Annotated in this window: 23 protein-coding genes and 1 pseudogene; 17 read left to right on the top strand and 7 right to left on the bottom strand. The window is 64.7% G+C overall.

Translation table 11 applies throughout. The features are described 5' to 3' along the window. Window positions 1-35: 35 nt before the first annotated feature. The gene (locus tag C7I55_RS03545; protein WP_199192699.1) at window positions 36-1,337 is read left to right on the top strand and encodes an MFS transporter; all 1,302 of its coding nucleotides are present in this window, start codon (window positions 36-38) and stop codon (window positions 1,335-1,337) included. 185 nt (window positions 1,338-1,522) lie between these two features. On the opposite strand, the pseudogene C7I55_RS03550 reads toward C7I55_RS03545, so the two are convergent. Further along, window positions 1,523-2,669, bottom strand: a pseudogene (locus C7I55_RS03550) (IS3 family transposase). Between the two features lie 107 nt (window positions 2,670-2,776). Between C7I55_RS03550 and C7I55_RS03555 the strand changes: the two are divergent. Beyond that, window positions 2,777-3,202, top strand: a complete 426-nt coding sequence (locus C7I55_RS03555) for a hypothetical protein (RefSeq protein WP_106511464.1) — start codon at window positions 2,777-2,779, stop codon at window positions 3,200-3,202. Between the two features lie 800 nt (window positions 3,203-4,002). Here the strand turns inward: C7I55_RS03555 and C7I55_RS03560 are convergent. Beyond that, window positions 4,003-5,571, bottom strand: a complete 1,569-nt coding sequence (locus C7I55_RS03560; protein ID WP_146150914.1) for a hypothetical protein — start codon at window positions 5,569-5,571, stop codon at window positions 4,003-4,005. Between the two features lie 438 nt (window positions 5,572-6,009). Next, window positions 6,010-7,875 carry a PAS domain S-box protein gene (locus C7I55_RS03565; RefSeq protein WP_106511466.1) on the bottom strand — a complete coding sequence of 622 codons (1,866 nt, stop codon included), beginning with the start codon at window positions 7,873-7,875 and terminating at the stop codon, window positions 6,010-6,012. Between the two features lie 139 nt (window positions 7,876-8,014). Here C7I55_RS03565 and C7I55_RS03570 point away from each other — a divergent pair, with 139 nt between their 5' ends. The 14 genes from C7I55_RS03570 to C7I55_RS03640 all read left to right on the top strand — a co-directional run bounded on the left by C7I55_RS03570 (window position 8,015) and on the right by C7I55_RS03640 (window position 21,179). After that, window positions 8,015-9,190 carry a zinc-dependent alcohol dehydrogenase gene (locus C7I55_RS03570; protein ID WP_106511467.1) on the top strand — a complete coding sequence of 392 codons (1,176 nt, stop codon included), beginning with the start codon at window positions 8,015-8,017 and terminating at the stop codon, window positions 9,188-9,190. A gap of 77 nt (window positions 9,191-9,267) precedes the next feature. Then, window positions 9,268-9,804, top strand: a complete 537-nt coding sequence (locus C7I55_RS03575) for a hypothetical protein (RefSeq protein ID WP_233222017.1) — start codon at window positions 9,268-9,270, stop codon at window positions 9,802-9,804. A gap of 25 nt (window positions 9,805-9,829) precedes the next feature. After that, window positions 9,830-10,933: an ion channel gene (locus C7I55_RS03580; protein ID WP_106511469.1), complete on the top strand. Its 1,104-nt coding sequence runs from the start codon at window positions 9,830-9,832 to the stop codon at window positions 10,931-10,933. A 343-nt stretch (window positions 10,934-11,276) separates the two neighbouring features. Beyond that, window positions 11,277-11,621, top strand: a complete 345-nt coding sequence (locus C7I55_RS03590) for a putative quinol monooxygenase (protein ID WP_106511471.1) — start codon at window positions 11,277-11,279, stop codon at window positions 11,619-11,621. Window positions 11,622-11,687: 66 nt separating this feature from the next. Continuing rightward, on the top strand, window positions 11,688-12,203 hold the full coding sequence (locus tag C7I55_RS03595; protein WP_106511472.1) for an SRPBCC family protein: 516 nt from the start codon (window positions 11,688-11,690) through the stop codon (window positions 12,201-12,203). Between the two features lie 10 nt (window positions 12,204-12,213). Further along, the gene (locus C7I55_RS03600; protein ID WP_106511473.1) at window positions 12,214-13,377 is read left to right on the top strand and encodes a zinc-dependent alcohol dehydrogenase; all 1,164 of its coding nucleotides are present in this window, start codon (window positions 12,214-12,216) and stop codon (window positions 13,375-13,377) included. Next, entirely contained in the window at window positions 13,374-14,222 is an 849-nt protein-coding gene (locus C7I55_RS03605; RefSeq protein WP_233222018.1) for an aldo/keto reductase, read from the top strand. Before C7I55_RS03600 ends, C7I55_RS03605 begins: the two co-directional genes overlap by 4 nt. A gap of 749 nt (window positions 14,223-14,971) precedes the next feature. After that, complete coding sequence (locus tag C7I55_RS03610; protein ID WP_106511474.1) at window positions 14,972-15,919, top strand: alpha/beta fold hydrolase; 948 nt, start codon at window positions 14,972-14,974, stop codon at window positions 15,917-15,919. Between the two features lie 551 nt (window positions 15,920-16,470). Then, window positions 16,471-16,971 carry an OsmC family protein gene (locus C7I55_RS03615; RefSeq protein WP_106511475.1) on the top strand — a complete coding sequence of 167 codons (501 nt, stop codon included), beginning with the start codon at window positions 16,471-16,473 and terminating at the stop codon, window positions 16,969-16,971. Window positions 16,972-17,048: 77 nt separating this feature from the next. Beyond that, entirely contained in the window at window positions 17,049-17,861 is an 813-nt protein-coding gene (locus C7I55_RS03620) for an SDR family NAD(P)-dependent oxidoreductase (RefSeq protein WP_106511476.1), read from the top strand. Window positions 17,862-18,091: 230 nt separating this feature from the next. Next, entirely contained in the window at window positions 18,092-18,802 is a 711-nt protein-coding gene (locus C7I55_RS03625) for an SDR family NAD(P)-dependent oxidoreductase (RefSeq protein WP_106511477.1), read from the top strand. A 25-nt stretch (window positions 18,803-18,827) separates the two neighbouring features. Continuing rightward, window positions 18,828-19,085, top strand: coding sequence for a tautomerase family protein (locus tag C7I55_RS03630; RefSeq protein WP_106511478.1), 258 nt, complete (start codon window positions 18,828-18,830; stop codon window positions 19,083-19,085). A 2-nt stretch (window positions 19,086-19,087) separates the two neighbouring features. Beyond that, window positions 19,088-20,155 (top strand): NAD(P)H-dependent flavin oxidoreductase, encoded by a 1,068-nt coding sequence (locus C7I55_RS03635; RefSeq protein WP_199192725.1) that lies wholly within the window; start codon window positions 19,088-19,090, stop codon window positions 20,153-20,155. Between the two features lie 82 nt (window positions 20,156-20,237). Then, window positions 20,238-21,179 carry an AraC family transcriptional regulator gene (locus C7I55_RS03640; protein WP_233222019.1) on the top strand — a complete coding sequence of 314 codons (942 nt, stop codon included), beginning with the start codon at window positions 20,238-20,240 and terminating at the stop codon, window positions 21,177-21,179. A 62-nt stretch (window positions 21,180-21,241) separates the two neighbouring features. Here the strand turns inward: C7I55_RS03640 and C7I55_RS03645 are convergent, their stop codons facing one another. The 4 genes from C7I55_RS03645 to C7I55_RS03660 form a co-directional block, all read right to left on the bottom strand. Further along, window positions 21,242-21,703, bottom strand: coding sequence for a DUF6130 family protein (locus C7I55_RS03645; RefSeq protein ID WP_106511480.1), 462 nt, complete (start codon window positions 21,701-21,703; stop codon window positions 21,242-21,244). Window positions 21,704-21,793: 90 nt separating this feature from the next. Next, window positions 21,794-22,210 (bottom strand): organic hydroperoxide resistance protein, encoded by a 417-nt coding sequence (locus C7I55_RS03650; RefSeq protein ID WP_106511481.1) that lies wholly within the window; start codon window positions 22,208-22,210, stop codon window positions 21,794-21,796. A gap of 106 nt (window positions 22,211-22,316) precedes the next feature. After that, window positions 22,317-22,955, bottom strand: coding sequence for an NrsF family protein (locus C7I55_RS03655; RefSeq protein WP_106511482.1), 639 nt, complete (start codon window positions 22,953-22,955; stop codon window positions 22,317-22,319). 93 nt (window positions 22,956-23,048) lie between these two features. Continuing rightward, window positions 23,049-23,630 (bottom strand): sigma-70 family RNA polymerase sigma factor, encoded by a 582-nt coding sequence (locus tag C7I55_RS03660; RefSeq protein WP_332888404.1) that lies wholly within the window; start codon window positions 23,628-23,630, stop codon window positions 23,049-23,051. A gap of 300 nt (window positions 23,631-23,930) precedes the next feature. Here C7I55_RS03660 and C7I55_RS03665 point away from each other — a divergent pair, with 300 nt between their 5' ends. Continuing rightward, entirely contained in the window at window positions 23,931-24,719 is a 789-nt protein-coding gene (locus C7I55_RS03665; RefSeq protein ID WP_158266272.1) for an SDR family NAD(P)-dependent oxidoreductase, read from the top strand. Window positions 24,720-24,734 lie beyond the last annotated feature (15 nt).

The raw sequence follows: 24,734 nt of genomic DNA on the forward strand, positions 1-24,734 counted from the left end.
TCATGCCTGCTGCATCGACATCCCTAGATTCGGCCTTGGCGCAGAGCGAACAGCGCTTGGTCCGTAAAGTCGCGTGGCGGCTCATGCCGCTCATTATGATCAGCTACTTCTTCGCCTTTTTTGATCGCATCAACATTGGCTTCGCAAAAGCGGAGTTGACCGCGGATCTTGGCCTCAGCAACACCGCCTACGGTCTGGGCGCAAGCCTGTTCGTTGTCGGTTATGTTCTATGTGAGGTGCCGAGTAACCTGTTCCTTTATAAGGTCGGAGCGCGGCAGTGGATCGCCCGCATCATGGTAAGTTGGGGCCTTGCTACTGCCGCGATGGTGCTAGTGACCAGTCCTTGGCAATTCTATGCTCTACGTTTTGTGACCGGCGCTATGGAGGCGGGCTTTGCGCCCGGCATAATCTATTATTTGTCTACCTGGTTTCCCACCTCGCACCGCGGTCGTATCACTTCGGCGCTGTTCGTCGCCTCAGCTTGTTCAGGCATGTTCGGCGGGCCGCTTGCGGGTGCGATCCTTGCGTGGAGTGACGGTCTTTACGGCCTGGCAGGCTGGCACTGGCTTTTCCTTTTTGGTGGTTTGCCGTGCGTCGTGCTCGGTCTTGTCGTGCTACGTTTTCTCGACAATCAGATCGATGATGCCCGCTGGCTCGATGCAAACGAGAAGGTCCAGCTGGCGACCATGATCGTCCAAACGGAGCAGGATGGGAAAAGCCACTCCTTGCTTGATGCGATCCGTTCACCCGCGGTGCTGCTGCTTGGCCTGCTGTATTTTCTTATACAGATAGGTTCCTATGGCCTCAACTTCTGGGCGCCCGACCTCATTCGTTCCGCCGGTGTGACGAGCGCTCTAGCGACCGGCATGTTAACGGCGGTCCCCTATGTCTGCGGAGTTGGCTCCATGATCGTGATTGGTTACCTATCGGATCAAAGCGGCGAGCGGCGGGTCTATGTCGTGGGTTGCCTAATCGCTGCCGCGGCCGGATTCATCGGGGCCGGGCTGTTCGATCGTTCGATTGGCGGGCTTGTTCTTGCATTGGGGTTGATCGGAGCAGGGATCATCGCGGCCATCCCCGCCTTCTGGGCGCTACCGCCCAAGCTGCTTACAGGCGCAGGTGCGGCGGGAGGTATCGCGCTCATCAACACGCTCGGCCAATGCGGTGGGATTGTCAGCCCCTTGCTTGTAGGCCGCATCAAGGACGTTAGTGGCAGCGCTACTCCCGCGCTGTACGTGATTGGCGGATTGTGTGTACTCGGGGCGGCGATCCTGATGTTCGCGGCACCTGCTGCTCTGCGAGCCCGTGATCAGGTCGCTAGAAGCACCGGGTATTGAACGGCACACCCAGTGCGACCACCGGGATAGCTGCTGGATTTCGCGCAAGAGGCGTTCACCCAGGTGTGGTTGGCGCGCAAACCTCCGTCGGAGCGAACGCAGGCCCTTGACTAGGTTAGGGAGTCCGACAGGAACACGGGCCAGGCGAAATGAGCTGCTGCCAGTCTGATGGACACTAAGATAGGCTAGGCTACCTCAGACAGCTTCTCGAAGTCGATGGGGCTGAGGTACCCCAAGGTCGAGTGTCGGCGCCTGGGATTGTAGAAGCGCTCGATGTAGTCGAACACGTCGGCCTTGGCCTGGTCGCGGGTTCGATAGACCTTCCTGGCGATGCGCTCGGTCTTGAGCGAAGAGAAGAAGCTCTCCATCGCTGCATTGTCCCAGACGTTGCCTGAGCGGCTCATCGAGCATGATACGCCATTGTCGGCCATCAGCCGCTGGAACTGCTCGCTCGTATATTGGCTGCCCTGGTCCGAATGGTGCAGCAAGGCGTGCGGCTTTCCGCGACGCCAGATCGCCATGATCAGCGCATCGGTGACGAGCTGCGCGGTCATCGTCTCGCGCATCGACCAGCCGACCACCCGACGCGAGAACAGGTCGATCACAGCCGCTACGTAGAGCCAGCCTTGCCCAGTCCAGATGTAGGTGAAGTCCGCCACCCATTTCTGGTTCGGCCGCTCGGCGGAGAACTGCCGGTCGAGCAGGTTGTCGGCGATCAGCGAACGGGTGCCGTCATCCTTGGGCAGGCTGCGCCGCGCGGTCTTGCACGAAGGCCCTCGAGGCGCATCAGCCGTTCGACCCGGTGAAGGCCGCATGAAAGGCCTTCGGCCAGGAGATCGTGCCAGACGCGGCGCGAACCGTAGGTGCGGTCGCTTGCAACGAAGCTGGCACGTACCTTGGCGCCAAGCTTCTCGTCGCTCTTCGATCGTGCACTAGGACTACGCTTCAGCCAGGCATGAAAGCCACTGCGCGAGACCCCGAGCGCCTCGCAGATCCACGATATCGGCCAGATCCCCCGGTGCTTCGCAACGAAGGCAAACCTCATATCGAGTCCTTCGCGAAGTAGGCCGCTGCTTTTTTTAGGATGTCACGCTCCGCCTTCATCTTGGCGAGCTCGCGGCGAAGCCGCTCGATCTCCTGCTGCTCGGGTTTCAGATTGCCGTGGCCGGGAAAGGCCGCGCCGGCATCCGCCTCAAACTCCCGGACCCATTTGCGCAGCACGTTCACGTGCAAATCCAGATCGCGCGCGGCCTGTGCAATCGACACCCCGCGCTCGCGAACCAGCCTCACCGCCTCAAGCTTGAACTCCCGGCTGTGTCTTCGTCGTTCCAGCCATACCCTCCAGTTCCATAAACACCTTATCTCGGTGTCCACGAAACCGGCAGCAGCTCATTGCCAGCCGGTTTGGCCAGCCCGACCCTACGCGTCTGGAGCACGGATTGGTGATCGTCCCCTTGGACGAGCAGCGCCTGGACGTGCTCGCGATGTCCGAAGAGGGTCCCTTAGAGGGTTTCACTTACCTGACCGCAACAATGGCGGGCGAGATCGCCAAGGCCTTGAATGGAGGCCGAGCCCTCTATATCGAGACTGACTATTTCGGGGGAATGGGCGGCCAGAGCGCGGCGTTGTTCGAGAGCGGCGGGTTAGCTTGGACCGACAACGAATCCAACCTGACACCTGCCCCCGAGCCCTCGTGGTTTTCTCGCCTGGTTCACGGCCAGGATAATCAAAGGCGGAAGTCACCCATTAGCTCGGGGCTGGCGCGACTGGGTGTCCTTCCAGAGGGCGATAGCGACGAGTTCGATCGGTTGGGCCTTGGTCGCTTCAGATCCTTAGACGACCTTGGCCTCGGGGGCGAGGATTAGGTGACATCTGGAAAGGGTCGCAGCACGTCCTAGCTTCCCGCATGGCGCACTCCGGCGGCGAACGTCAGGGTGCCGCGCGGAAGCGGACCTTCGCCGGATCGCATGGCGATCACGCGGGGAATAGCCGCGGAGGGTGGTTCTCAAGACCCTAGAGGATGACACCTTGCCGGTAGGCGATCTTCGCTTCGCCTCGGGGCGCGGTCCCGTGCTTTGTCACTTCAAGGGCAATTTGCTCCCGATCTAGGCGGGCGTACAGCACCCCTGCGCAGTCATATCGCTCCATGCCGGGCTCTCCACGGATCTCCACATGCAGCTTCAAACGCCTAGGTTCTGGGCCGTAGCTTCGCACAACCGCGTCGGGGCCGTAAAAGCGCGCCACGGTTTCTTTGATGAACCGAGCATCCTCTGGCCCTATGGGTGCGGGGTTTTCGGCCGGGAGCGGCGGTTGAGCAACAGGCATCCAAGCAGTCTTGCACCGATCCGGAATGTCGGCAACGGGTCGCAGTCGGCTGTAGGAGCCGGCGCCACGTCGGCGAAGCGCGATGGTCCGCCTGTCGGGCGCAAGCTGACGTTCGCTGCCGCGGCGTGCGATCACGCCGCGAACGCTCGTCTCGAATATGCGCCGGTACCACCCTTCGTGGGCGGCCATCCCGAGCGAGCGCCGCCGGCGATCGTCGCCCGCGTATTAAGCGGGTATGGGCGGGATTATGGACGCCGGCGAAGCGGAAGTCGGTGAAGCGGCGAAATGGGGCTCCCGTCAGCACACCGTCAGAGGCTTGTTGGCTACGGTACCAGTTCCCTTAGCGGTTCTCGCGCCGTTGCTGAAGCTCCACAGGGTCAGGTATCACAGCCGAGAGCTTTGCAATAACGTCTTCCGCGGAAATGAATAGATCCTCCGGGAAGCCCTTCTCCCCGCGATTGCCGCTGCGAAACGAGGCGCCGACGATGTTGTTGCCGATCAGGGGCGTGAACACAAACCCATTATGTCCGCGAGACTTAGCGAGCAGCGCCGCGTGTAACACGTACCCCTCCATGGCAGTGGCAGGATCAGCCAGCGGCAGGAACAGCAACTCCATCTTCGTCTTAGTGGAGTCCAGCATTTCAAGCTTGAGTACAAGCTTTGACTTGTCGACTCGCCAAACATTCTTGGACAGCGCCTCGTACGCAGACGACGGCCGCAGCCCAGGTGTGAGCGCGAACAGCGTCTTGTTGTCGTCGTCGTTGGCGACGAGTGCGGCGCGCATAGCGTTGGAACGATCACGCCACAGGGCGTCGCTGTCGCTGGCCAGGCCGCCGATGAGTTCCTCAGGGCTGGCGCCCTGCCGCAGGCGGCGGTTTACCTCCATAACGCTACCGAGCGAGGCGCCGACCCACTGCGAACGCGCCGCGAACAGCCGCCGCGCCGCCCCTATGTCGCCGCGGCGCTCCGTTTGCAGGATCTCATACAGGTCCATCATTTCGACGAATTCGGCGGTGTCGTCTTCAGGTTTACCTGCAATCTTGCGGGCTTCGGCATTCGTGCGCGCGGCCTGAGCACGTTCGGCGGCGGCTTCATGATTGCCGGCCAACCCGTGAGCGACTGCGGCGCGGGCGATCGCCAACGAGCTATTGAGTTCCGGGGAATGCTCGGCATCGAATTCGACGAAGGCATCATGCACGCGCGCCGAATCGGCGAACCGCCGGGCAAGATCGAGCCGATCGGCGCGTCGCTGGGCGAGGGTCGGTGCAAGCCGCGACTGCCACTGTAGCAGTCGGTCCTCATCATCCGACATGGTCGGTATCAGGTCGGCGAAGGTAGGCGTCGTGAGGAGCGGGAAAAGCGAATATTGGAGCGCCGCGACGTTCCGAAGGCTGACGTCACGGGCCTCGACGGTACGACCCATGCGCACCAACGCCGCGCTCTCAACCAGATCGAACGCGAGACCGCGCGAGCGCATGAAATAGGGATTGTCAGTGAGCGCGGCGGCCTCAGCTTCCCGACGCGCCAGAGCGACGTCGTTTATCGCCTCCTGATAATTCTTTGCTTCGATTTGGTGGATGGCACGGCCTAGAATGAGTCCGAGACGGCGTTTGTCGTTCGCCTCCCGGCTCTCCCCCTCGATGAGAGAGGTGCAGATGGCCACGCCAGCGGCACCATGTTTGCGTTTGGAAGCGTCCGGTGCTTCGGGAGCAGGCGCAAACAATCCGAGCAGAGTAACGGCGCCAAGCAAACGAGCGGCGGTTTCACCGCTGGTAACATTGTTCGGCTGACCATCGCACTGAACGTGTGCTGAGCCGGGCTTTTCGGCCGAAGCTGGCGCCGCAGGTACGACGGCAGCCGCAACCACGCTTAGCGCGACTGCGCCAAGGCGGAGACTATGCACTTTCACGAATTCCCCCTGCACTTCCCGTCGACACGTAAGAGGATGAAGTCGGCGCTGTCAATCGGTCCAAGCCACGATCTCGGTGCGGCATACGACCGAGAACCGCAGGGCGAGCAAATGTCCGAAGGCTCCGGTCATTCTGCTATTCAGCCTCGCCAGGGAAGGGGGTAACCGTCCGAGCGGACGGCAGCTATGGGTCGGAACACGCTGTAGCTGGCCCGAACGGTGCTTGCCCGCACGAACGTCAGGTTCTCGAGCGGAAGCTGACATTTGCCGAGGAATGACCGGTTCGCCAAAAGCGGCCGTTCGGCGGTTGCGCGGGAGCGACCAGATCTGGTCGCAAGCGGACCGTCTGTTCTTCGATCCCAACGGCGGGAAGCCGTCGTTGCGTGACGACGCCCACGTGATCACCACTGCATTCGTCTGAATACGAGGAAGTTGGACTCAGTTTCGGCCACGGCTGCCTGATGGTGCAAGCCCTGCGGACAGCGCAATCTGGAGAAGCTCCGTAAGGCTACCTGCGTTGAGGCGATTCATGACACTGGCACGGTGGAGCTCCACGGTGCGCGGGCTGATACCGAGCTTATTCGCGATCGACTTGTTCGTTCCTCCATCGAGGAGACCAGCGAGCACCTCACGTTCTCGAGAAGTGAGCGCGCTGACCCGGGCGCCTCCATCGTCGTCGTGCGTGATGTGCCCAACCGTGCCGAGACAGTCCGCGATCGCCATCGCCAGGGAACCACCCGGGGAATCGTCTTCGGTCAATATGACATAATCTGAGGCGCCCGCCTTCATGGCGGCGACCGCCGCTCCGACCTCCGCTCCGGGCGCGTCGAGGGCGACTGTCGGCAGCGAGATCGATCGCGCCTTGAGTTCCCGCTGGAGAGAGAGCCCTTCATTCCTCCCCTTACGAAGGTCGACCAGCACGCAGCCGGGGGAGAGCGCCGGAGCGATTTGGAGGAAGGCGGAGCCGCTTTGAAAGATCCGCGCCTGATACCCATCGGCCCTCACGACTCCGGCGAGCCGGCGAGCCTCGGCGGCCCCTTTGCAGACGATGTAAACGTGACGAACCTTTTCACCGGTGAGGTCTTCAGTGATCCCACCGATCCGGGTCGGCGCGCCATGCTCGTCCAGGATCGGAAAGCTCGTCTCGCGAAGCAGGTGGATCGCACCGTCGGAAGGACGGACGATCCGGTATTCGAACTGCACGACTTCGCCGGCAATCAGAGATTCGAAGCTGTGCTCGACCTGCTGTCGATCGTCGGGATGAATGACGTCCATCCACTCGTCCAGATCCAGAGGGGCTTCCGAGCCCGCAACGCCGAAGATCCTCTCATAAGCAGGGCTGCGATAGAGGACGCGGCGTTCGGCCGGATCGCCGATCCAGATCAGGTTGCTGCTGTTCTCGGCGAAGCTGCGGAACTGCGCCTCGCTCGCGCGAATCGCCGCCTCGTTGCGGCGCGAGGCGGTGACGTCGATGGCGGCGCCGATAAATACGACGGCGCGCCCTTCTGAGAAGGTGGTCCGCCCCGACGTCGCGATGTACCGAGTGATGCCGTCGTCGCGCCCGACCACCCTATATTCGAGATTGTAGCTCCCGTCGCCGGCCGGATCGACGCAGGCCGCGATCGCTCGGTGCACTCGCGGCAGATCGTCCGGATGGAGGCCGGCTTCGAAAACCTCGTTGTTCACGTCCGCCTCCTGTGGGAGCCCCCACAGCGCACGCATCCGTTCGTCCCAGTCGAAGGCATGCGTGACAGGATTCCAGGAATAGACCCCAAGGCCCGCCAGCTCCGTCGCGGCGCGCAGGCGGGCTTCGCTGGTCCTCAGCGCTTCCTCGACGGCATGGCGATCGCTGCTGTCGCGCGAAACGCCGACGACCAACTCGACCGAGCCATCCGGGCCCCGCACCGGGCCCCAGAGGAAGTCGAAATAAGCGGTGTAGCCGGTCGGGGTGCGGTAGAAGACCTCTTCCTCGACAGTGACTCCGTTCCTCAGGATCCGGTCGATATACCCATTGAGCCGCTCGGTAAGCTCTGCGGGGTAGCCGAGATCCGGAAAGGTCTTGCCGAGCATCTCGTCGGCGGAAAGCCCGAACAGCCCAAGCATCGCAGGATTGGCATAGACGAACCGTTTCTGCGGGTCGAAGGCGTAGACGAAATCAGGTATGGACGACAGCGTCGTTTCGAAGAACCGGACCTTGCCCGCGAGCGCATCGGGCGCCGACCCGGTTGGCTTTGGCGCGGTCTCGAGCTTGGTCGCGCCCGCCCCGGGTGCGACTTGACTTGGATTTGGAAGATAATCCGACATCCTGCTCGACCTCCGCGCGCCGGTTTGCCGCCGGGGCGGCAATGCCTCGCGGCTAGGTATGGTTCCCTAGGGATCACCCGAGTACCCATCGGCCTGCGGCATCTCGATTGCCTCGTTCGGCACACGAGAGGAGATTCGCATGAAAGCCTTAGTCTGGCACGGCAAGGAGGACGTCCGGTACGACACAGTGACCGACCCCTCCATCGAAAATCCCCGCGATGCCATAATCAAGGTCACGAGTTGCGCGATCTGCGGCTCTGACCTTCACCTCTTTCACAATCTGATCCCCGCCATGCTGCCCGGCGACATCCTGGGACATGAATCGATGGGCGAGGTTGTCGAGGTCGGCAGCGACGCCAAGGGCTCGCTCAAGGTCGGTGACCGGGTTGTCATCCCTTTCACGATCCAGTGCGGCGAGTGCGAGCAGTGCCGCAAGGGCAACTTCTCGGTCTGCCGCCGGACGAACCGCAAGGCCGAACTCGCCGATAAGGCGTTCGGCCACCACACGGCCGGCTTGTTCGGCTACACCCACCTCACCGGCGGCTACCCTGGGGGCCAAGCCGAATATCTGCGGGTGCCGTTCGCCGACACCACCCACATCAAGGTGCCGGACGGCATCGAGGACGAGAAGCTTTTGTTCCTGTCCGACATCCTGCCGACCGGCTGGCAGGCGGCGGTCCAGGCCGACATTCAGCCCGGGGATACCGTCGCAGTTTGGGGCTGCGGTCCGGTGGGACAGATGACCATCCGCTCGGCAATCTTGCTCGGCGCCGAGCAGGTGATCGCGATCGACCATCTCCCTGAGCGGCTGTCGATGGCGGAGGCGGCCGGCGCAATCACCATCAACTTCGAGGAGGAAAGCGTCATCGCGCGTCTCAACGAACTGACCGGCGGAGAAGGACCGCACAAATGCATCGACGCGGTCGGCGCCGAAGCTCACGTCAGTATGGGTCAACCCGACACAATCCTGGATCGCGCCAAGCAGATGCTGCTGGCCGAGAATGACCGGCCGCACGTCCTGCGCGAGATGATCTATGCCTGCCGGGTCGCAGGGGTCATCTCGATCATCGGCGTCTATACAGGCCTCGTCGACAAGGTTCCGATGGGCCAGGCGATGAACAAGGGCCTGACCTTCCGGATGGCACAGGCGCACGTGCCTCGCTGGACCGACGATCTGCTGCGGATGATCGAGGACGGCCGGATCGATCCCTCCTTCGTGATCACCCACAAGGTCGATCTGTCGGCCGGTCCGGAAATGTACCGCACGTTCCGCGACAAGTCGGACAGCTGCATCAAGGTGATGCTCCGGCCCTGATCCGTTCAGCTTGAAAAGGTAAGCAAATGCCACTCACCAATGTTACAGGAATCGCCCGCTCGGAGGGAGACCCGAGGGTGGAGCGCAAGGGGCCGAGCTCCCTCACCGGACCCGACCGGCTGGCGCGGGCGCTCGGCTGGTTCTCGATCGGACTCGGCATTGCCGAGCTGGTCGCGCCCGGCCGTATCGCGCGCACGCTCGGGCTCGAGGGAAAGGAAGGCCTGATCCGAGCCTATGGCGTCCGCGAGATCGCGAGCGCGGTGCCGACGCTCTCGGTGGACAAGCAGGTCGGCCTCGCCTCCCGGATCGGCGGCGATGCGCTCGATCTCGGGACGCTCGCATTGGCGCTCCGCTCGGACAATCCGAAGCGGGACAATGCCGCAATCGCCACCGCGCTCGTCGTCGGGATCACCTTGCTCGACCTGTTCGCCTATTTCGGGACCAAGTCCGTGCACAGCCGCGAACCAGGCAGCGGACGCGATTACTCCGATCGGAGCGGCCTGCCGCGCGGTGCCCAAGCGTCTCGCGGCCTTGCGCGCAAGGACTTCGACATCCCGGCCGATTACCGGGCGGAGGGCCGGGTCGCCCACGCGGTGCCGGAGCGGGCGGCATAGGTTCGGAACGAACGAGGCGCCGCACATGACACTCGAACAGATCGCCGGGGCGGCGCTGGTCGTCCTCTTCCTTGTCGATATTTTCCTGACGGTGCTTTACGCGCGCGCCGGCACCGGTCTGATCGCGCCTTACTGGAACCGGGCAATTTGGGCGCTGAAGGGAGTCATCGCGGGGCTGTTCGGCCGCCGCCGGGCCAAAGTGCTGACCTTCGCCGGCCCGCTGATCGTCGTCTCACTGATCGTCTTCTGGGCGCTCGGCCTCACGATCGGCTCCGCGCTGCTGATCCGCCCTGAACTGGGCGACTCCATCCGCCCGTCGAGCGGCGACACCCCCCGCGATTTCGTGACAGCCCTTCTGGTCGCCGGCAACAGCCTCTCGATCGTCGGCAGTGGCGACTATTCCCCGCATTCGCCCGGTACGCGCCTCCTCTACCTGCTCAACTCCCTAATCGGTGCGTCGGTGCTGTCGCTGGTGCTGAGCTACATCGTGCAAATCTACTCGGCGCTGCGAGAACGCAACGCGTTGGCCCTCACCATCCACTTGATGACCGGCGGCACTGGCGATGCCGCCCAGATGCTGGCGCGGGTCATACCAGATGGTGACAGTAGCAACACGTCGAGCGAACTCGGCAATGTTTCGCGCGCGCTCGCGGCTGTGAAAGAGGCGCACCATTTCTACCCTCTGCTCTTTTATTTCCGGTTCGACGAGCCGTTCTATTCGGTGTCGCGATCCAGTCTGGTCCTGCTCGATCTGGTCGCCCTGATCCGGACCGCGCTCGACCCGCAGCGCTATGCCGCGGTGATCCGCTCGGCCCCGGTCGACAGTCTCCACCATGGCGCGCTGATGCTGCTCCAGACACTCGATCGCAACTTCGTGACCGCCAGCGGAGGGAAAGCAGACTGGCAAGCCGAAGGCCGCAGCCGGCAAAGCTACGCCGCCGCGCTGACGATGTTGCGGGAGGGGAACATCGCGGCACGGCCGGACGGGGTCGAACGATATCTCGAGGTTCGGCGCGAGTGGGAACCGCTCGTCCGCCGCGTGGCACCGTTCTTGGGCTACGGGATCGACGAGATCGACCGGCGAGGAGCGGCCGGGGGTGCGCAGGCGGGTGCCGGCAATGCGGTCTGAGGGTGATGATCCGCGCCCAGACGAGGGCGCGTCGCAAGGTGCCGATCGCGCCACGACCAGCCATTGGCGTCATGGCGAAACTCGGTCCCGGGAGGATGTGGACTACTTCCAAGAGCGAGCCGAACAAGAGCTCGGGCGCGCGGAGCTGGCGAACCATCCCGATACTGCGCGAGTCCATGCGCTGCTCGCAGGCTATTATCTCGATCGCGTTCACAACCGGCCGAGCGGCCGTGGCGTGGCTTCGTGACCTCTTGCGTCACTCAACTCCGTCCACGCGCTTGGGTCGCCAGCAGCGCTGTAGCCGTGTCGAAATCGAGCAAGGCAATCAGAAAGGAGCGCCATCATGGCAGACGACCATAGCCCGCCCGTGAACAAGGCGCTGTTCGTGCGCCTGCAAGCGAAGCCCGGCAAGGAGTCCGAACTGGAGAGCTTCCTTCGCGACGGGCTGTCGGCCGTCATGGAGGAGCAGGACACGACCACCTGGTACGCCGTGCGTCTCGGCCATGACGACTTCGCCATCTTCGACACCTTTCCCGGCGAGAAAGGGCGGCTGGCACACCTTGCCGGCAAGGTCGGGCGCGGGCTGATCGCCAAGACGCCGGAGTTGCTGGAAGGCATCCCCAAGATCGAGCACGCCCAGGTGCTCGCTTACAAACTTCCGGGCGGGGGCGGCCAAGTCGACGGCTGAGGTTCGGAGCCGAAGATCTCCCGTTACCCGAGCCACCGACATCGCTTCAGCAGAATGGAGATTTCCATGAACGCCGTCACACACGATTCCAGCCTGGACGCGGACGCGCGTGCTGCGGTCACGATCGGCAGGCCTGCCGACGAGCTTCGCACCCTTTGGCTTCGCCCCGATACTCAGTCCCGCATCTGGTCGCATTTCGCCGACGTGACGCCGATCGATGAGCGGACCGCCGAGTGGGTCGCTCACGGGCCGGCCGGAGGTGAATACCGCTGGCGCACCGAGCTTGCGGCCGGCGGCACGAACGAGCTCCGCTGGTCCAGCTCCGACGGCGCCGACGTGGCGAACGCAGGCGTGCTGGTTTTCCAGCCCGCACCGGGCGATCGCGGCACGGAGCTCCACCTCGACGTGCGGTTCGATCCACCCGGTGGCCCGCTCGGCCAGGCGCTGAGCAAGCTGTTCCACCTCGTGCCTCGCGAGATCGTGCTGAAGGCGCTCTACAAATTCCGCGCGCTCGCCCTCACCGGCGAAATCCCCACCACCGATCCGCAACCCGCCGCCCGCAAGGGCGGCACCGACCGCTAGGAGCAAGACGATGCGCGCACTCTGCTGGAACGGCGTCAACGATCTTCGCGTCGAGACGGTCGCCGACCCCGAGATCCTCAACCTTAGGGACGTGATCCTCAAGGTCCGTCTCACCACCACCTGCGGGTCCGACCTGCACCTTATTGATGGCCTGATCCCGACGATGCGCGAGGGCGACGTTCTGGGTCACGAATTCATGGGCGAGATCGTCGATGTCGGGCGCGAGGTGACAAAGGTAAAAAGGGGCGACCGCGTCGTCGTTCCCTCCTTCATCGCCTGCGGCCAATGCTGGTACTGCCAGCACGACCAATATTCGCTGTGCGACACCAGCCACCCGAAACCCGAGCTGCAAGAGCCTCTGCTCGGCTATCCGACCGGCGGCATCTACGCTTACTCGCACGCCTTCGGCGGCTATGCGGGTTCGCACGCCGAATATGTCCGGGTGCCGTTCGCCGACACGGACTGCTTCCTCGTCCCCGACGGCCTGTCTGACGAGAACGCCCTGTTCATCTCGGACGCGGCGCCGACCGGCTTCATGGGCGCGGACTTCTGCAACATCCAGCGCGGCGACGTGATCGCGGTCTGGGGCTGCGGCGGAGTAGGCCTGATGGCGCAGCAGAGCGCGATGATCCTCGGCGCCGAGCGCGTGATCGCCATTGATCGCTATCCCGAGCGCCTCGCGCAGGCGGAGGCCTTCGGCGCCATTCCGCTCGACTACACCAAGGTGGATGTGATCGAAGCGCTCAAGGAACTGACCGGCGGACGCGGCCCCGACGCCTGCATCGACGCAGTCGGCATGGAGGCGGACGGTACCGGCGTCCAGCACGCCTATGACCGGGTCAAGCAGGCGCTCTACCTGGAATCGGACCGTGGCGCCGCGCTACGGCAAGCCATGCTCGCCGTCCGTAAGGGCGGTACGCTTTCCATCCTCGGCGTCTACGCGCTGATGGACAAGTTCCCGCTCGGGTTGCTGATGAACAAGGGCGTCACGGTTCGAACCGCCCAGCAGCACGGCCAGGCTTATGTCCCGCGCCTGCTCGAGCATGCTCAGCGCGGCGAGCTGACGCCAGCCGCTTTGGCCACCCACCGCTTTTCCCTCGAGGAGAGCCCGAAGGGGTACCACATGTTCAAGCACAAGGAGGATGGCTGCCTCCGAGCCGTGTTCGCGCCGTGACCGGCGTGGAGCGACGCCCTTTCGGCCCTGTTCCCCGCGACGTCTCGGTTATTGGCCAGGGCACGTGGTATATCGACGACGCGCACCGGCCCACTGCCGTCGCCGCGCTGCGCCGGGGTCTCGACCTCGGCATGACCCACATCGACACCGCCGAAATGTATGGCGACGCCGAGGAGGTGGTGGGGGAGGCGATTATCGGCCGCCGTGACGAGCTGTTCGTTGTCTCAAAGGTCCTCCCCAGCAACGCCTCGCGGGCCGGGACGGTGGCGGCTTGCGAGCGCTCGCTCGCGCGCCTGCGCACCGACCGTTTGGACTGCTACCTGCTGCACTGGCCCGGTTCGCACCCGCTCGAGGACACGTTCGCCGCCTTCGAGCGGCTTCGCGAGCAGGGCAAGATCCTGTCCTGGGGGGTGAGCAACTTCGATGTGCCCGATCTTGAAGCGGCCTGGGCGGCCGGCGGCGAGGGCCGCATCGCCTGTAACCAGGTACTCTACCATCTGGAGGAGCGTGCGATCGAGCACGCGGTGCTGCCTTGGTGCGAGGAGCGCGGTGTCGCGGTCGTTGCCTACAGCCCCTTCGGTCATGGAAATTTCCCCGGCCAACGCTCACCCGGCGGCCGTGTGCTGGAGGAGATCGCGGCAAGCCAGGGCGCGACCGCGCGCCAGGTGGCGCTCGCCTTCCTCGTGCGGCGGCCAACCTGCTTCGCAATCCCCAAGGCGTCCAGCCCTGAACACGCCGCCGATAACGCGGGCGCCGGCGCGCTCAAGCTGACCCAAGCCGAGTTTGCCCGGATCGATGCGGCGTTTCCACTAGGCTCGAAGCCGAGCCGACTTCCCATGCTATAGGCTCGGTATACCTCGCCACCCCCCTCCGCGTCTCGCGCCAGTATCGCGGTCGAGGAGGGCTACGCCTCATGGGGCGGAATGGCCGCGATGAGAGCGATGGGGCTACTCGAAAGGAGCCGGATGGTATGCTCGGCTCAGCGGATTGAGGTGAACAGCGCTCGCGACAACATGATCGCGTGCCGCTGATGACCCACGGCGGACCAGCCGCCCCGGTTCACAAAGAGCTCGCGATCGCATGCAACCGGCTCTGCGGTTTGACCCAGCGGTTCGGGATGGACGAGATTGGCGCTGAGCCGACCGGCGGGTTTGCGCGGTGTGAACGGCGGCTTCCGCCAGAAGCTGCCGTTTACTGGCCTGCGCGGCGACGGCCGCCTTTGGTCGGGAGCTGTCTTCGACCCATGCGCGATAAGGGCGGGCATGCCGCTTTCAAGGCGTCCAGTCCGCCTTTCGCCACCCGCCGATTCCGGTCGATTGGCGCCTCGTCGGCAGCACTTGCAGTTGGTCCACCGCGAGGCTGAGCGTCCCGCGATCATTCAAACAGTGTCGCGAAAGCCAAGCGAAACGTTCGATATGCGTTTCCTCGCGGATCGTCAGGCAACATCTTTTTGGCGGGAAACTGGCGCGCTCGACACGATTCGAACCTGTGGCGCCGAGTTCCTCCAGATCGACCGTGCGCCAACTCACCGACTGCGGTCCCTGTAACCGGTCCGGCCTCCAGGCCGTATCGGTCGCTGAAAGGCAACCGAAACATGTTCAGACGATCCTTCCTGCCGGTGTGGCTGTCGCTCGCGCTCGGCGCCTCTTCCGTTTCCGCTCCTGCCGCCGCAGAAAGTTCGGCAAAGGAGATCTCGACCGTGGAGATCAGCGACGGCGTGACGCTGCGGCGCGCAATCTGGCGCACGCCCGATCCGCAGGGTTATGTTCTTCTCCTGCACGGATTCCCGGAGACGGTGCATGCTTGGGACGCAGTGGCGGCTCCGTTGGCCGAGACCCATGAGGTCCATGCCTTCGACTGGCCGGGCTATGGCCTGTCGTCCCGCCCTCCGGCCGAGCGCTTCGGCTACGCGCCGCGCGATTATGCGCGGGTGTTGAAGGCGTATCTGGCGACAGCAGGCATCGATCGGTCGCGGCTCACCATCTACGCGACCGATATCGGAGCGCTGCCGGCGCTGCTCCTCGCGCTTGATGAACCCGGAAGCGCCCGGCGCATCATCGTTGGCGATTTCGCGCCGTTCGATCGGCCGGGATACATGTACCCGAGTTTGCAGAGCCTGAAATCTCCCGCCACCGCCGAGCCGGTGCGTGCACACATGAACAGGACGCGCGACGAGATTCTCGCCGGCACCTTCTATCGCGGCTTGCCCGATAGCCAACGCTTCGAGATATCGGACGAGTTCGCAAAGGACCTGCGCCTTGGCTGGGACGCCGGGGACATGTCGTCGGCGGACGCCTTTTACCACTATTATGCGAGCTTCACCCGCGACCAGGCCTATCTCGAGAAGAACGCGGGGAAGCTGAGAACGGCCGGCCTGAAGGTGATTTGGGGCCGGAAGGACCTTTACATCGACGAGCGCATGGGCGTGGAATTCGCCGAACGCGTCGAAGCCGAGCTTATCCTGATGCCCGATGTCGGCCACTATCCCCACCTGCAGGCGCCAGCCCGCGTTTCGGCAGAGATACGCGCCGCGTTCCGATAGCAGGTTCGCGGCCGCGCGCGCCGCCCGGCCGCGGGACCGCCCCGCAGTGAACGCGTCTTCAGCAACCGAGGATGTTGGCCGCGCGCCTCGATTGGCGCGCTCCGCGCGTCGGCTCTGTCTCGAGTGCGGGAAAATGGTCGGGTGGAGGCGGCCGCCTCTGTAACGAGCCCGCCGGATTTCCCGAACTCCTCTCATGAAAGCCCGGCTCGTTCGAGGAGCCATCCAAGGAGAGATGTGGGTCATGAAACATCAGAGCATCACATCGCTCCTGTCCCACGCGGTGGAAGCGCATGGCAGTCTGGAGTGCTGGCACGAGCTCGACAAGGTGGCGTCGACACTGTCGATTACCGGTGAGCTCCGCCGCCGAAGACCCGACGGGTCCACCCGGGCGGGGCGGCCGTAAACGTTCGGCCTGACGTCCTGCTCCTCGCGATCGACGCCTCGGACTTCGCTCCGGCCTGATCGGCCTGAGGCAGGAACGGGAGCCAAGGAGCAATTGCCGCCGTCTGGCGGATCACGTGAGCGGCCAGCGGCCGCCGATAGGAGGAACCATGCGCAAGGATGAGGAAGCCGTGTTCGTCGAGGAAACGGGCGTGGGCTCGTTCCAGGTGAGCGTGCGAACCGGGGAGACCGCCTTCTTCGCGGATGAGCCGATCTCGGTCGGCGGTCTCTCGTCCGGCCCGGATCCGTTCGAACTCGTCGGTGCGGCGCTTGCATCCTGCACCGTGATGACGGTGCGCCTTTACGCGCGCCGCAAGGGCTGGCCCATGCGGCGCCTGAGCGCGAGCGTCCGGCATAGCCGGGCCTCGGCGAGCGGACGCGATCGCTTCGACCTTCTCCTCCGCCTCGACCCCGAGCTCGATGCGGACCAGCAGGCACGCCTGCTCGACATTGCGAACCGCTGCCCGGTCCACCGGCTGCTGGCGGCCAGCTCCGACATCGTGATCGAGACCGGATACTCGGATCTGCCACGGCCGGTGTCTGCGCCGCTGCATGCCCGGGCAGCGGAGACGCTCTGCCGGTCCGACGAACCGGTTTCGAAGGCCGCTTGAGCTCGACGGGACACAAGTCCGAACGACGGATCGATTTTGGCGGCACGGGAGCATCCCGGCCGAGCAGGAGAAGTGACATGACGTTATCGAACAAGGGCAAAGCCCTCATCACCGGCGCCTCGTCGGGGATCGGGGCGGTCTATGCCGAACGCCTCGCGAGTGAAGGCTACGATCTGATGCTGGTGGCGCGCAGCGGCGACAAGCTTCGGCGCCTCGCCGGCCTTATCGCGGACCGGACTGCGCGCTCCATTGAAGTGATCGAGGCCGATCTTGGCCGGTCCGACGATCTGCGGCGGGTCGAGGACAGGCTGCGCACGGACACAGATATAACGCTGCTCGTCAACAATGCCGGCGTCGGCGCCACCGCGCCGCTGATCGAAAGCGACGTCGATACGATGCAGTCGATGATCGACCTCAATGTCACCGCGCTGATGCGCCTCGCTCATGCGGCCGCCCCCGGCTTCGTCGCACGCGGGACGGGCACGATCGTGAACGTCGCCTCCGTGGTGGCCGTAGCACCGGAAGTGCTGAACGGAGTCTATGGCGGGACCAAGGCCTTCGTGCTCGCTTTCTCGCAGTCCCTCCATCACGAACTCGCCGGCCGCGGCGTTACCATCCAGGCCGTGCTGCCCGGGGCTACCGCGACCGGTTTCTGGGACGTGGCGGGCACGCCGGTCGAGCATCTGCCGACCGAGATCGTGATGAGCGCCGAGAACCTGGTCGACGCCGCGCTTGCCGGCCTTCGCCATGGCGAGCTCGTCACCATCCCGTCGCTTCCAGATGTCGCCGACTGGGATCGATTCGAGTCGGCGCGCCGGGCGTTGCAGCCCAACCTCTCGCTCGCGCGGCCCGCCGACCGCTATCGCGTCGGCGCGGCCCTGGCTGCCTGAACCAGGCCTCAGTGCCGATCCGTGCCGTCCCTCGGGGGGGGGGGCGGATCGGCACGTCACGTTATGTCCGCAAGCGGTGTGCAACGACACCGCGCTGATCCACCCTGCACGATCGCCCTCGGTTCCTGATTATCGCCGGCCCGGCCGCGTAACCTTCCGGGTCCGTCCGGAGAATTGCTGCAGGGGCCCGACAGAGTGGCACCTCTCTTCAACCGGAAAGGACAAGCATCATGAGCATCGGACGCAAAGTCGCCGTCATCACCGGCGCATCGCAGGGTATCGGCGCGGCGCTCGTCGAAGCCTATCTCGAGCGAGGCTACAGCGTCGTCGGCACCTCCCGCTCGATCGCTCCGTCGAGCAACCCCAACCTGCTGACGATTGCCGGAGACATCGGTGATCCCGCCACCGGCCGGCGCGTCGTCGACGAAGCGCTTGCCCGCTTCGGCCGCATCGATACGCTCGTCAACAATGCGGGCATCTTCCTGGCGGCGCCCTTTGCCGATCATACCGCCGACCAATATGCCCAGGTCCTCTCGACCAACGTGAACGGCTTCTTCTTCACCACGCAGGCCGCCATCGAAGCGATGGAGAAGCAGGGCAGCGGCCACGTCGTGAGCATTACGACGACTCTGGTCGAGCACCCCACGGCGAAGGTGCCGTCGGTGCTCGCGTCCCTCAGCAAGGGCGGGATCGCGGCCGCGAGCAGGAGCCTGGCGATCGAATATGCCACCCGCGGTATCCGCGTGAACACGGTATCTCCGGGCATCATCAAGACGCCGCTGCATCCCGTCGAGACACACGAATTCCTCTCGGCGCTGCACCCGGTCGGCCATATGGGCGAAATCGAGGACATCGTGGGTGCGATACTGTACCTGGAGAACGCGCCGTTCGTGACCGGAGAGACCCTGCACGTGGACGGCGGCCAGTACGCCGGCTTTTGAACGCTCCAGACCGAGGAGAAGGGCGATGCCGATCATCACAGTCCAGGTGACGAAGGAAGGTACCGAACTCGGTATCGATCATGTCACGGCCGAACAGAAAGCAGCCATCTACGAGGGCATGAGCAAGGTGCTCTACGACGTACTCGGCAAGCCTCCGGAATGGACCTGGGTCATTTTCCAGGAAGTGGAGATGGAGGATTGGGGCTGGGGCGGACTTCCCGTGCTCGAGTATCGCAGGCGCATGGCCGAGAGTCGGAATGCGCAGGCAAACGAGGAAGGCTGACTGTGAGCGACACCCGCTATCTGCTTGAGCTGCTCGGCATAAGGTTGCCGATAATCCAAGCACCGATGGCGGGTGTCTCCTCGCCCGCGATGGCCGCTGCCGTCACGGGGGCAGGGGGCCTGGGATCGGTCGCCGTCGGAGCGCTGAAGCCATCGGATGCGCGGTCCATGATCCTGGAAGCGAGAGAGCGTTCAGGCGGCGCGCTCAACGTCAATCTGTTCTGCCATCGTCCAGCAGCGACCAGGCCCGAGGTCGAAGCCGACTGGATCGAGCGCTTCCGCCCGCTGTTCGAGCAGCTCGGCGCCTCCCCGCCCGACAGGCTGACGGAAATCTATCGCAGCGTCGTAGAGGATGAGGAAATGCTTGCGATGGTGCTTGAAGCGCGGCCGCCGGTCGTGAGCTTCCACTTCGGGCTTCCCGGCGCAGCGGCAATCCGGGCACTCCGGAATGCCGGGATCGTGCTGCTGGCATCCGTCACGAGCCCCGCCGAAGCGAGTCAGGCGGCGGCGGCGGGGGTGCAGGTCCTCGTCGCACAGGGATGGGAAGCGGGCGGTCATCGCGGCGCATTCGACCCTGATGCCCCAGACGACGCGATCGGCACACTCGCACTCACCCGCCTCCTTGCTCGCACCATCGATCTTCCGATCGTCGCCGCGGGAGGCATCATGGACGGGGCGGGCATAGCTGCAGCCTTGAAACTTGGTGCCTCGGCAGCACAACTCGGCACCGCCTTCATTGCCACGGACGAAAGCCTCGCCGACCAGGCCTACCGCGCCGCGCTCGCGAGCGACTCGGGTCTGCATACAACGATGACTCGCGCGGTATCCGGGCGGCCGGCACGCGGCCTGGCCAATGGGTTCACCCGGCTCGGAAGCGACATCGCTCCAGCGCGGATACCGGACTATCCGATCGCCTACGACCTGGGAAAGGCGCTGCACGCGGCCGCTAAGCGTCGGGGCGAATTCGGTTTCGGCGCCCATTGGGCAGGGCAGGGAGCACCGCTGGCCCGCGCTTTGCCTGCCGCCCGCCTGGTCGACCTGCTTGCCCTTGAACTCCAGCAAGCATTCTGAGCGGCGATTCTGGCGCTACGGCGGCAGTTGATCTATAATCATGGCGTCGCTTCGTTCGCCCTCCCTGGCAAGGAGCCTCCGCTTGCGAGCTATTCTGGACACGCAATTCCGAGCGCCCGCCGCTGCAATCGACGCGCCTGCCCCCGCTCCGGCGCAGGCCATCGCGATGATGGCTCAGGTGCTCGATCACGCGCCCGTTGTGGTCGAGGAAGTCCTTGCCTGCGACACGCGGCTCACGCGGCGCTGGGCCCATGGCGAACTTCACGACAATCTGCCGCCGCTCGACACGCATGTCGTTCTCACCTTTTACGGGCATGCGTCGCGAGACATCGTCTGGCGCACCGACCAGGGCAGGGTGGCTTCGCGCACGAAGAGCGGCGCGATCACCGTCATCCCGCGTGGACAGGAGGGTCGGTGGGACATTGATGGCAGCCTTGAGGTCAGCCATGTCTACCTGCCCGACACCCGCCTGCAGGCCGCGTCGGATCAGCTTGCGCGCGGCCAGAAGGTCGAGCTTCTGGGGCGTGTCGCATTCGAGGACCAGATCTCCGCCCGGCTGCTGGAGATGCTGAGCCATGAGGCCGGCGTTCAGGGGAACTCCTCTCGCCTGTTCGTTGAGCAGGCGGTAGACCTGCTTTGCACCCAGCTGGTGCGCGGCCATTCCTCGTTGGGGGCGCTCACGATCGACATGCCGCGCCGTGGCCTGGCCGACTGGCAGGTGAGGAAGGTGACCGCCTATATGCGCGAGCACCTGGACGAGGAGATCGGGCTCGACGAGCTGGCGGGCCTGCTTTCGCTGAGCCGCTTTCATTTCGGCACTGCCTTCCGGCTCGCGACCGGGCGGACGCCGCACGACTGGCTGGTTGCCGAGCGGATGGAGAGGGCACAGAATCTGCTGCGCGATCCGCTGCTCAACGTCACCGAGATAGCGCTTTCTGTCGGCTACCAGACGCCGTCCTCTTTTACGGCGGCCTTTCGACGGGCCGTGGGCCTCACGCCGAGCGATTTCCGCCGGCGCCTCTGACCCGAAGGCAGTTATGCGCGACCTGCTGCTGCGAAGCCGGCCGCGCACAGACGTGGTTCGGTTCAGTGGGCGTGCTGCTGGTGCTCGGGGACGATGAAGTTCAACACCTTGACCTGGCCCGGGAAGACCTTGTGGTCGGGGTCGACGAGCTTGATCGTCACCTTGTGCGGTCCCGGCGGGAGCCCGGCGAGGTCGACCGTATTGTTGTCGCTTGCGTCCGCCCACCACCAGGGAAGGTCGTCGACGATGATATGCAGGTGACCGATGCGCGGGGATACCTGGACCGCCTCGGCGCCGAACACCGGCACGATGCGCAGATTGTCGACCCGGTACTGAGCCTGGAAAATACCAAAGGTCAGCGGCTCCGGCAGCGGCGGATCGACGACCAGCTTCGGAGCGGGCTGGTCCCTCGGGCTCTCATACGGGGATACCCCACGCACGTCGCGGGCGGTCTGAGCCGCGGCGCCGGTGGTCAGCATCGACGCGGCTGCAAGTGCGGCGAATGTCTTCACGAATCTGTTCATGGCAATTCCCTTCTGATCGCTGTCGACTGGAGGGAGGAGGAACCGGCTCCCGCCGCAGGGCTGCGGTCGCGCCGGTTCCTTCTCGGCTGCTCAGATGAGGTTCAACTCGACGGGCACATTGCCGCGCGTTGCCTTGGAGTAGGGGCAGGTCTCGTGCGCGGCTTCGACCAGCTTGCGCGCGTCCTCGGGAGTGACGCCGGGAAGGCTGACATTCAGCCGGGCGGAGAGCTGATAGCCGTTCTCGTTGGTGACGAGATCGATCTCCGCGTCCACGGAAAGGTCGGCGGGCACCGCGATCCTGAGCTGCTTTCCCGAAATCTGGATCGCAGACAGGAAGCAGCCGGACCAGCCGGCTGCGAGCAGCTGCTCGGGGTTGGTGCCGCTGCCGGCTGCGCCGGGGTGTGAAAGCCGGACATCGAGGCGTCCGTCGTCAGCGCGTGAAGCGCCTTCCCGGCCCCCGGTGGTGCGCACGCGGCCGGTGTAGAGAAGCTTGTCGATCTTGCTCATTAGGGTTCCTCGCTTGGGTCTGGTGGCATCCGAATGGATGGTCACTCCCAAGTTCGGCGATTGTCCCCGCAGGGTTACGAGCCGTGTTGCGGGAGGCGCCCGTCGGTCACCACCGGAAAAGGCGTGGACCGATGAGCGCGCCCAGCGCGGAGAAGAGCGCGATTGCGAGAGTGTAGCGCGTGAGAATGTAGGTGGCCGAGAGCTGCTGGCAGTAGAGCCCATAGAGGGTCGCAGCGAGCCCGGACGTCGCAAGACCGGCGGCGGCACCGGCCGCTCGAAGCATCGTCGGCGCCATCTGGCGGATCGCCCCGGCCAGGCCGATGAAGATCGGAACGGCGAGCGCGAGGATCAGCGGAACGCACGTCCAGAGGGGTTCGCGAACGAGGCCGGACCGCGTGTTCGGATCGATCCCTGCGAGCTCGGCCGCCGCGAATACCGCCAGCAGGGCGATCGGCGCAGCGACCAGCCAGGCGCCCCGCAACCGGCGCGTCGAGGGGCGGGCCAGTTGCGCTGAGAGCAGTAACCCGATCATTGCAAGCGACGAAGTATAGGCAGCCTTGCCCCAGAAACCGGGAGTGACGGCGGCGGTGAGAAGATCGTGCTGGATGCCCAGCCCGGTGACGAGCATCAGGAAGGCGAACGAGGCGCCGAGCGACAGGCCTGCGGCCATACGGCGTTCGAACGATCGCCGAGGAACCGGCTTCGCATCGCGCGCCAGCGCTTCGATAAGAGCATCAGTGTCCATGGCCGCGTCCTTTCCAGTCGCCAAGTGGTGAGTTCGCCCGCGACGGCCGATCGGTTACAGCGCTCACCGTTCGGAACGACCATGCCTGGGTGGTCAGCGGCATCGCTCTGTCGCCAAGCAGCCGGAGAGCGCTTTAAGGCCTCGATGCACGGAAACCTTGACGTCGGAGACGCTGATCCCGACGCGTGCGGCGACATCGGCGACGCTCAGGCCGTGGATCTTGGTTTCGCGAATGGCGCGAGCCTGCTTGGCCGGCAAAGTCTGCAGCAGCCGGTCGACGTCCATCGCTGCGTTGCTGCTTTGCTCGAAACCCTCCGTGACGAGAATATCCTCCAGTCCGTCGATCGGCTGGTGCCGGACGGCGCGGCGGAAATGATCGACCAGCTTGTGGCGGGCGATCGAGAATAGCCACGGCGTGAAGGCACGCTCCCGATCGAAGCTGCCGCGGCGGGTGTGCAGAGCGATCAGCGTCTCCTGCACCAGATCTTCTATTTCCGAAACATCGTCATGAAGCCGTCGTCCGAAGAACGACCTCAGCAGAGGCGTGGCTGCTCGAAGAAGAGCGGCATGGGAGCGTCCGTCTCCGTCAAGCCCTTCGAGCATGCGAGACTTTAGCTCCATTTCCGTCGAGCGGCTGCGGGCGGATCGGGTTTCGGCTTGCGTTGCAATGGTCATCTTTTCCTCCAACGGAAAGAGGGCGATGACGGTTATTTACGAAGCCACTCCGGTCCGTGCCGTTCGTGGAATGCGGGGACTGTTCGAATCGTGCGATGCCTTGCGCCGGCTGCGACGATTTTGCCGAGTACGGGCCCGCATGCCCTTGCCGCAGCCGGCAACACACATGTGCGATCCGGACAACGCCGCGAGGGCAAGGTGGCTGGATCGAGGCCGTTCTTCGCCGTCGCCGCACCCGTGTAACTCGGGCCGACACTGCCGCGAATGAGAGGCTGTCTAACTCTGGCAAGGAGTGTCGCCATGATCCGCATCGTCAGCCAAGGCACCGCCCTCGTTACTGGCGCGGCGTCCGGCATCGGAGCCATCTACGCGCACCGGCTGGCGCGTCGCGGCTACGACCTCATCCTGGTGGACAGCCGGCCTCTCCAGACACTGGCCGAGTGGCTGAAGCGCGACACTCGGCGGAACGTCGAGATACTGGCTGCCGACCCCGGCACGCCCTCGGGCTTGTCCGCCGTCGAAGACCGTCTCATCCTCGAGGAGCGGCTGACGGCGCTCGTCAACAATGGCAGCGCGGGTGCCCGCGTACCTTCCTTCTCCCCCGGATCGGGTCATGCGTCAGATCTCATCGCTCGCAACGTCGGCGTGCCGGCCAGGCTGGCTTATGCCGCTGCCGGTGGCTTCGCCGAACGGGGCGTCGGGACGATCGTGAACGTAGCGCCGGTCGCACCGCCAATGCCCGCCGGAATTCCCGGGACCGAGGACGGCGGCAAGGCCCTGTTCCTAGATATCGGTCGGGTGCTCCACGAGGAATTGCACAGCCGGGGCGTTCGCATCCAGATGGTCGTTCCCGATGCCGCCGCCAGTGCCGTCTGGCATGTTGCCGGCGACGCGCTCGAGGATCTGAGCCAGGAAGTCCTGCTCCTGGCGGAAGCGATGGTCGACCAGGCGCTGGCTGCCCTCGATCAGGATTTCACGACGGCACGTCCTTCCATCCCGCAGGTCCGGGACTGGGAAGGGTTCGAGAAGCAGGCCGCACAGGCCTCGTTCGCGCGGTTTGCCCGTCCGGCGCTGGTCGAAATCGCCTGACGGCAGTGATCAGCC

The organism is Allosphingosinicella deserti, from assembly GCF_003012735.1.
Lineage (GTDB): Bacteria > Pseudomonadota > Alphaproteobacteria > Sphingomonadales > Sphingomonadaceae > Allosphingosinicella > Allosphingosinicella deserti.

Bases quoted from the DNA above. Each gene is read 5' to 3' on its own strand.
- C7I55_RS03565 (WP_106511466.1), bottom strand. From the start codon at position 7,875: ATGTCGGATTATCTTCCAAATCCAAGTCAAGTCGCACCCGGGGCGGGC.
- C7I55_RS03570 (WP_106511467.1), top strand. From the start codon at position 8,015: ATGAAAGCCTTAGTCTGGCACGGCAAGGAGGACGTCCGGTACGACACA.
- C7I55_RS03580 (WP_106511469.1), top strand. From the start codon at position 9,830: ATGACACTCGAACAGATCGCCGGGGCGGCGCTGGTCGTCCTCTTCCTT.
- C7I55_RS03590 (WP_106511471.1), top strand. From the start codon at position 11,277: ATGGCAGACGACCATAGCCCGCCCGTGAACAAGGCGCTGTTCGTGCGC.
- C7I55_RS03595 (WP_106511472.1), top strand. From the start codon at position 11,688: ATGAACGCCGTCACACACGATTCCAGCCTGGACGCGGACGCGCGTGCT.
- C7I55_RS03600 (WP_106511473.1), top strand. From the start codon at position 12,214: ATGCGCGCACTCTGCTGGAACGGCGTCAACGATCTTCGCGTCGAGACG.
- C7I55_RS03610 (WP_106511474.1), top strand. From the start codon at position 14,972: ATGTTCAGACGATCCTTCCTGCCGGTGTGGCTGTCGCTCGCGCTCGGC.
- C7I55_RS03615 (WP_106511475.1), top strand. From the start codon at position 16,471: ATGCGCAAGGATGAGGAAGCCGTGTTCGTCGAGGAAACGGGCGTGGGC.
- C7I55_RS03620 (WP_106511476.1), top strand. From the start codon at position 17,049: ATGACGTTATCGAACAAGGGCAAAGCCCTCATCACCGGCGCCTCGTCG.
- C7I55_RS03625 (WP_106511477.1), top strand. From the start codon at position 18,092: ATGAGCATCGGACGCAAAGTCGCCGTCATCACCGGCGCATCGCAGGGT.
- C7I55_RS03630 (WP_106511478.1), top strand. From the start codon at position 18,828: ATGCCGATCATCACAGTCCAGGTGACGAAGGAAGGTACCGAACTCGGT.
- C7I55_RS03645 (WP_106511480.1), bottom strand. From the start codon at position 21,703: ATGAACAGATTCGTGAAGACATTCGCCGCACTTGCAGCCGCGTCGATG.
- C7I55_RS03650 (WP_106511481.1), bottom strand. From the start codon at position 22,210: ATGAGCAAGATCGACAAGCTTCTCTACACCGGCCGCGTGCGCACCACC.
- C7I55_RS03655 (WP_106511482.1), bottom strand. From the start codon at position 22,955: ATGGACACTGATGCTCTTATCGAAGCGCTGGCGCGCGATGCGAAGCCG.
- C7I55_RS03660 (WP_332888404.1), bottom strand. From the start codon at position 23,630: ATGACCATTGCAACGCAAGCCGAAACCCGATCCGCCCGCAGCCGCTCG.
- C7I55_RS03665 (WP_158266272.1), top strand. From the start codon at position 23,931: ATGATCCGCATCGTCAGCCAAGGCACCGCCCTCGTTACTGGCGCGGCG.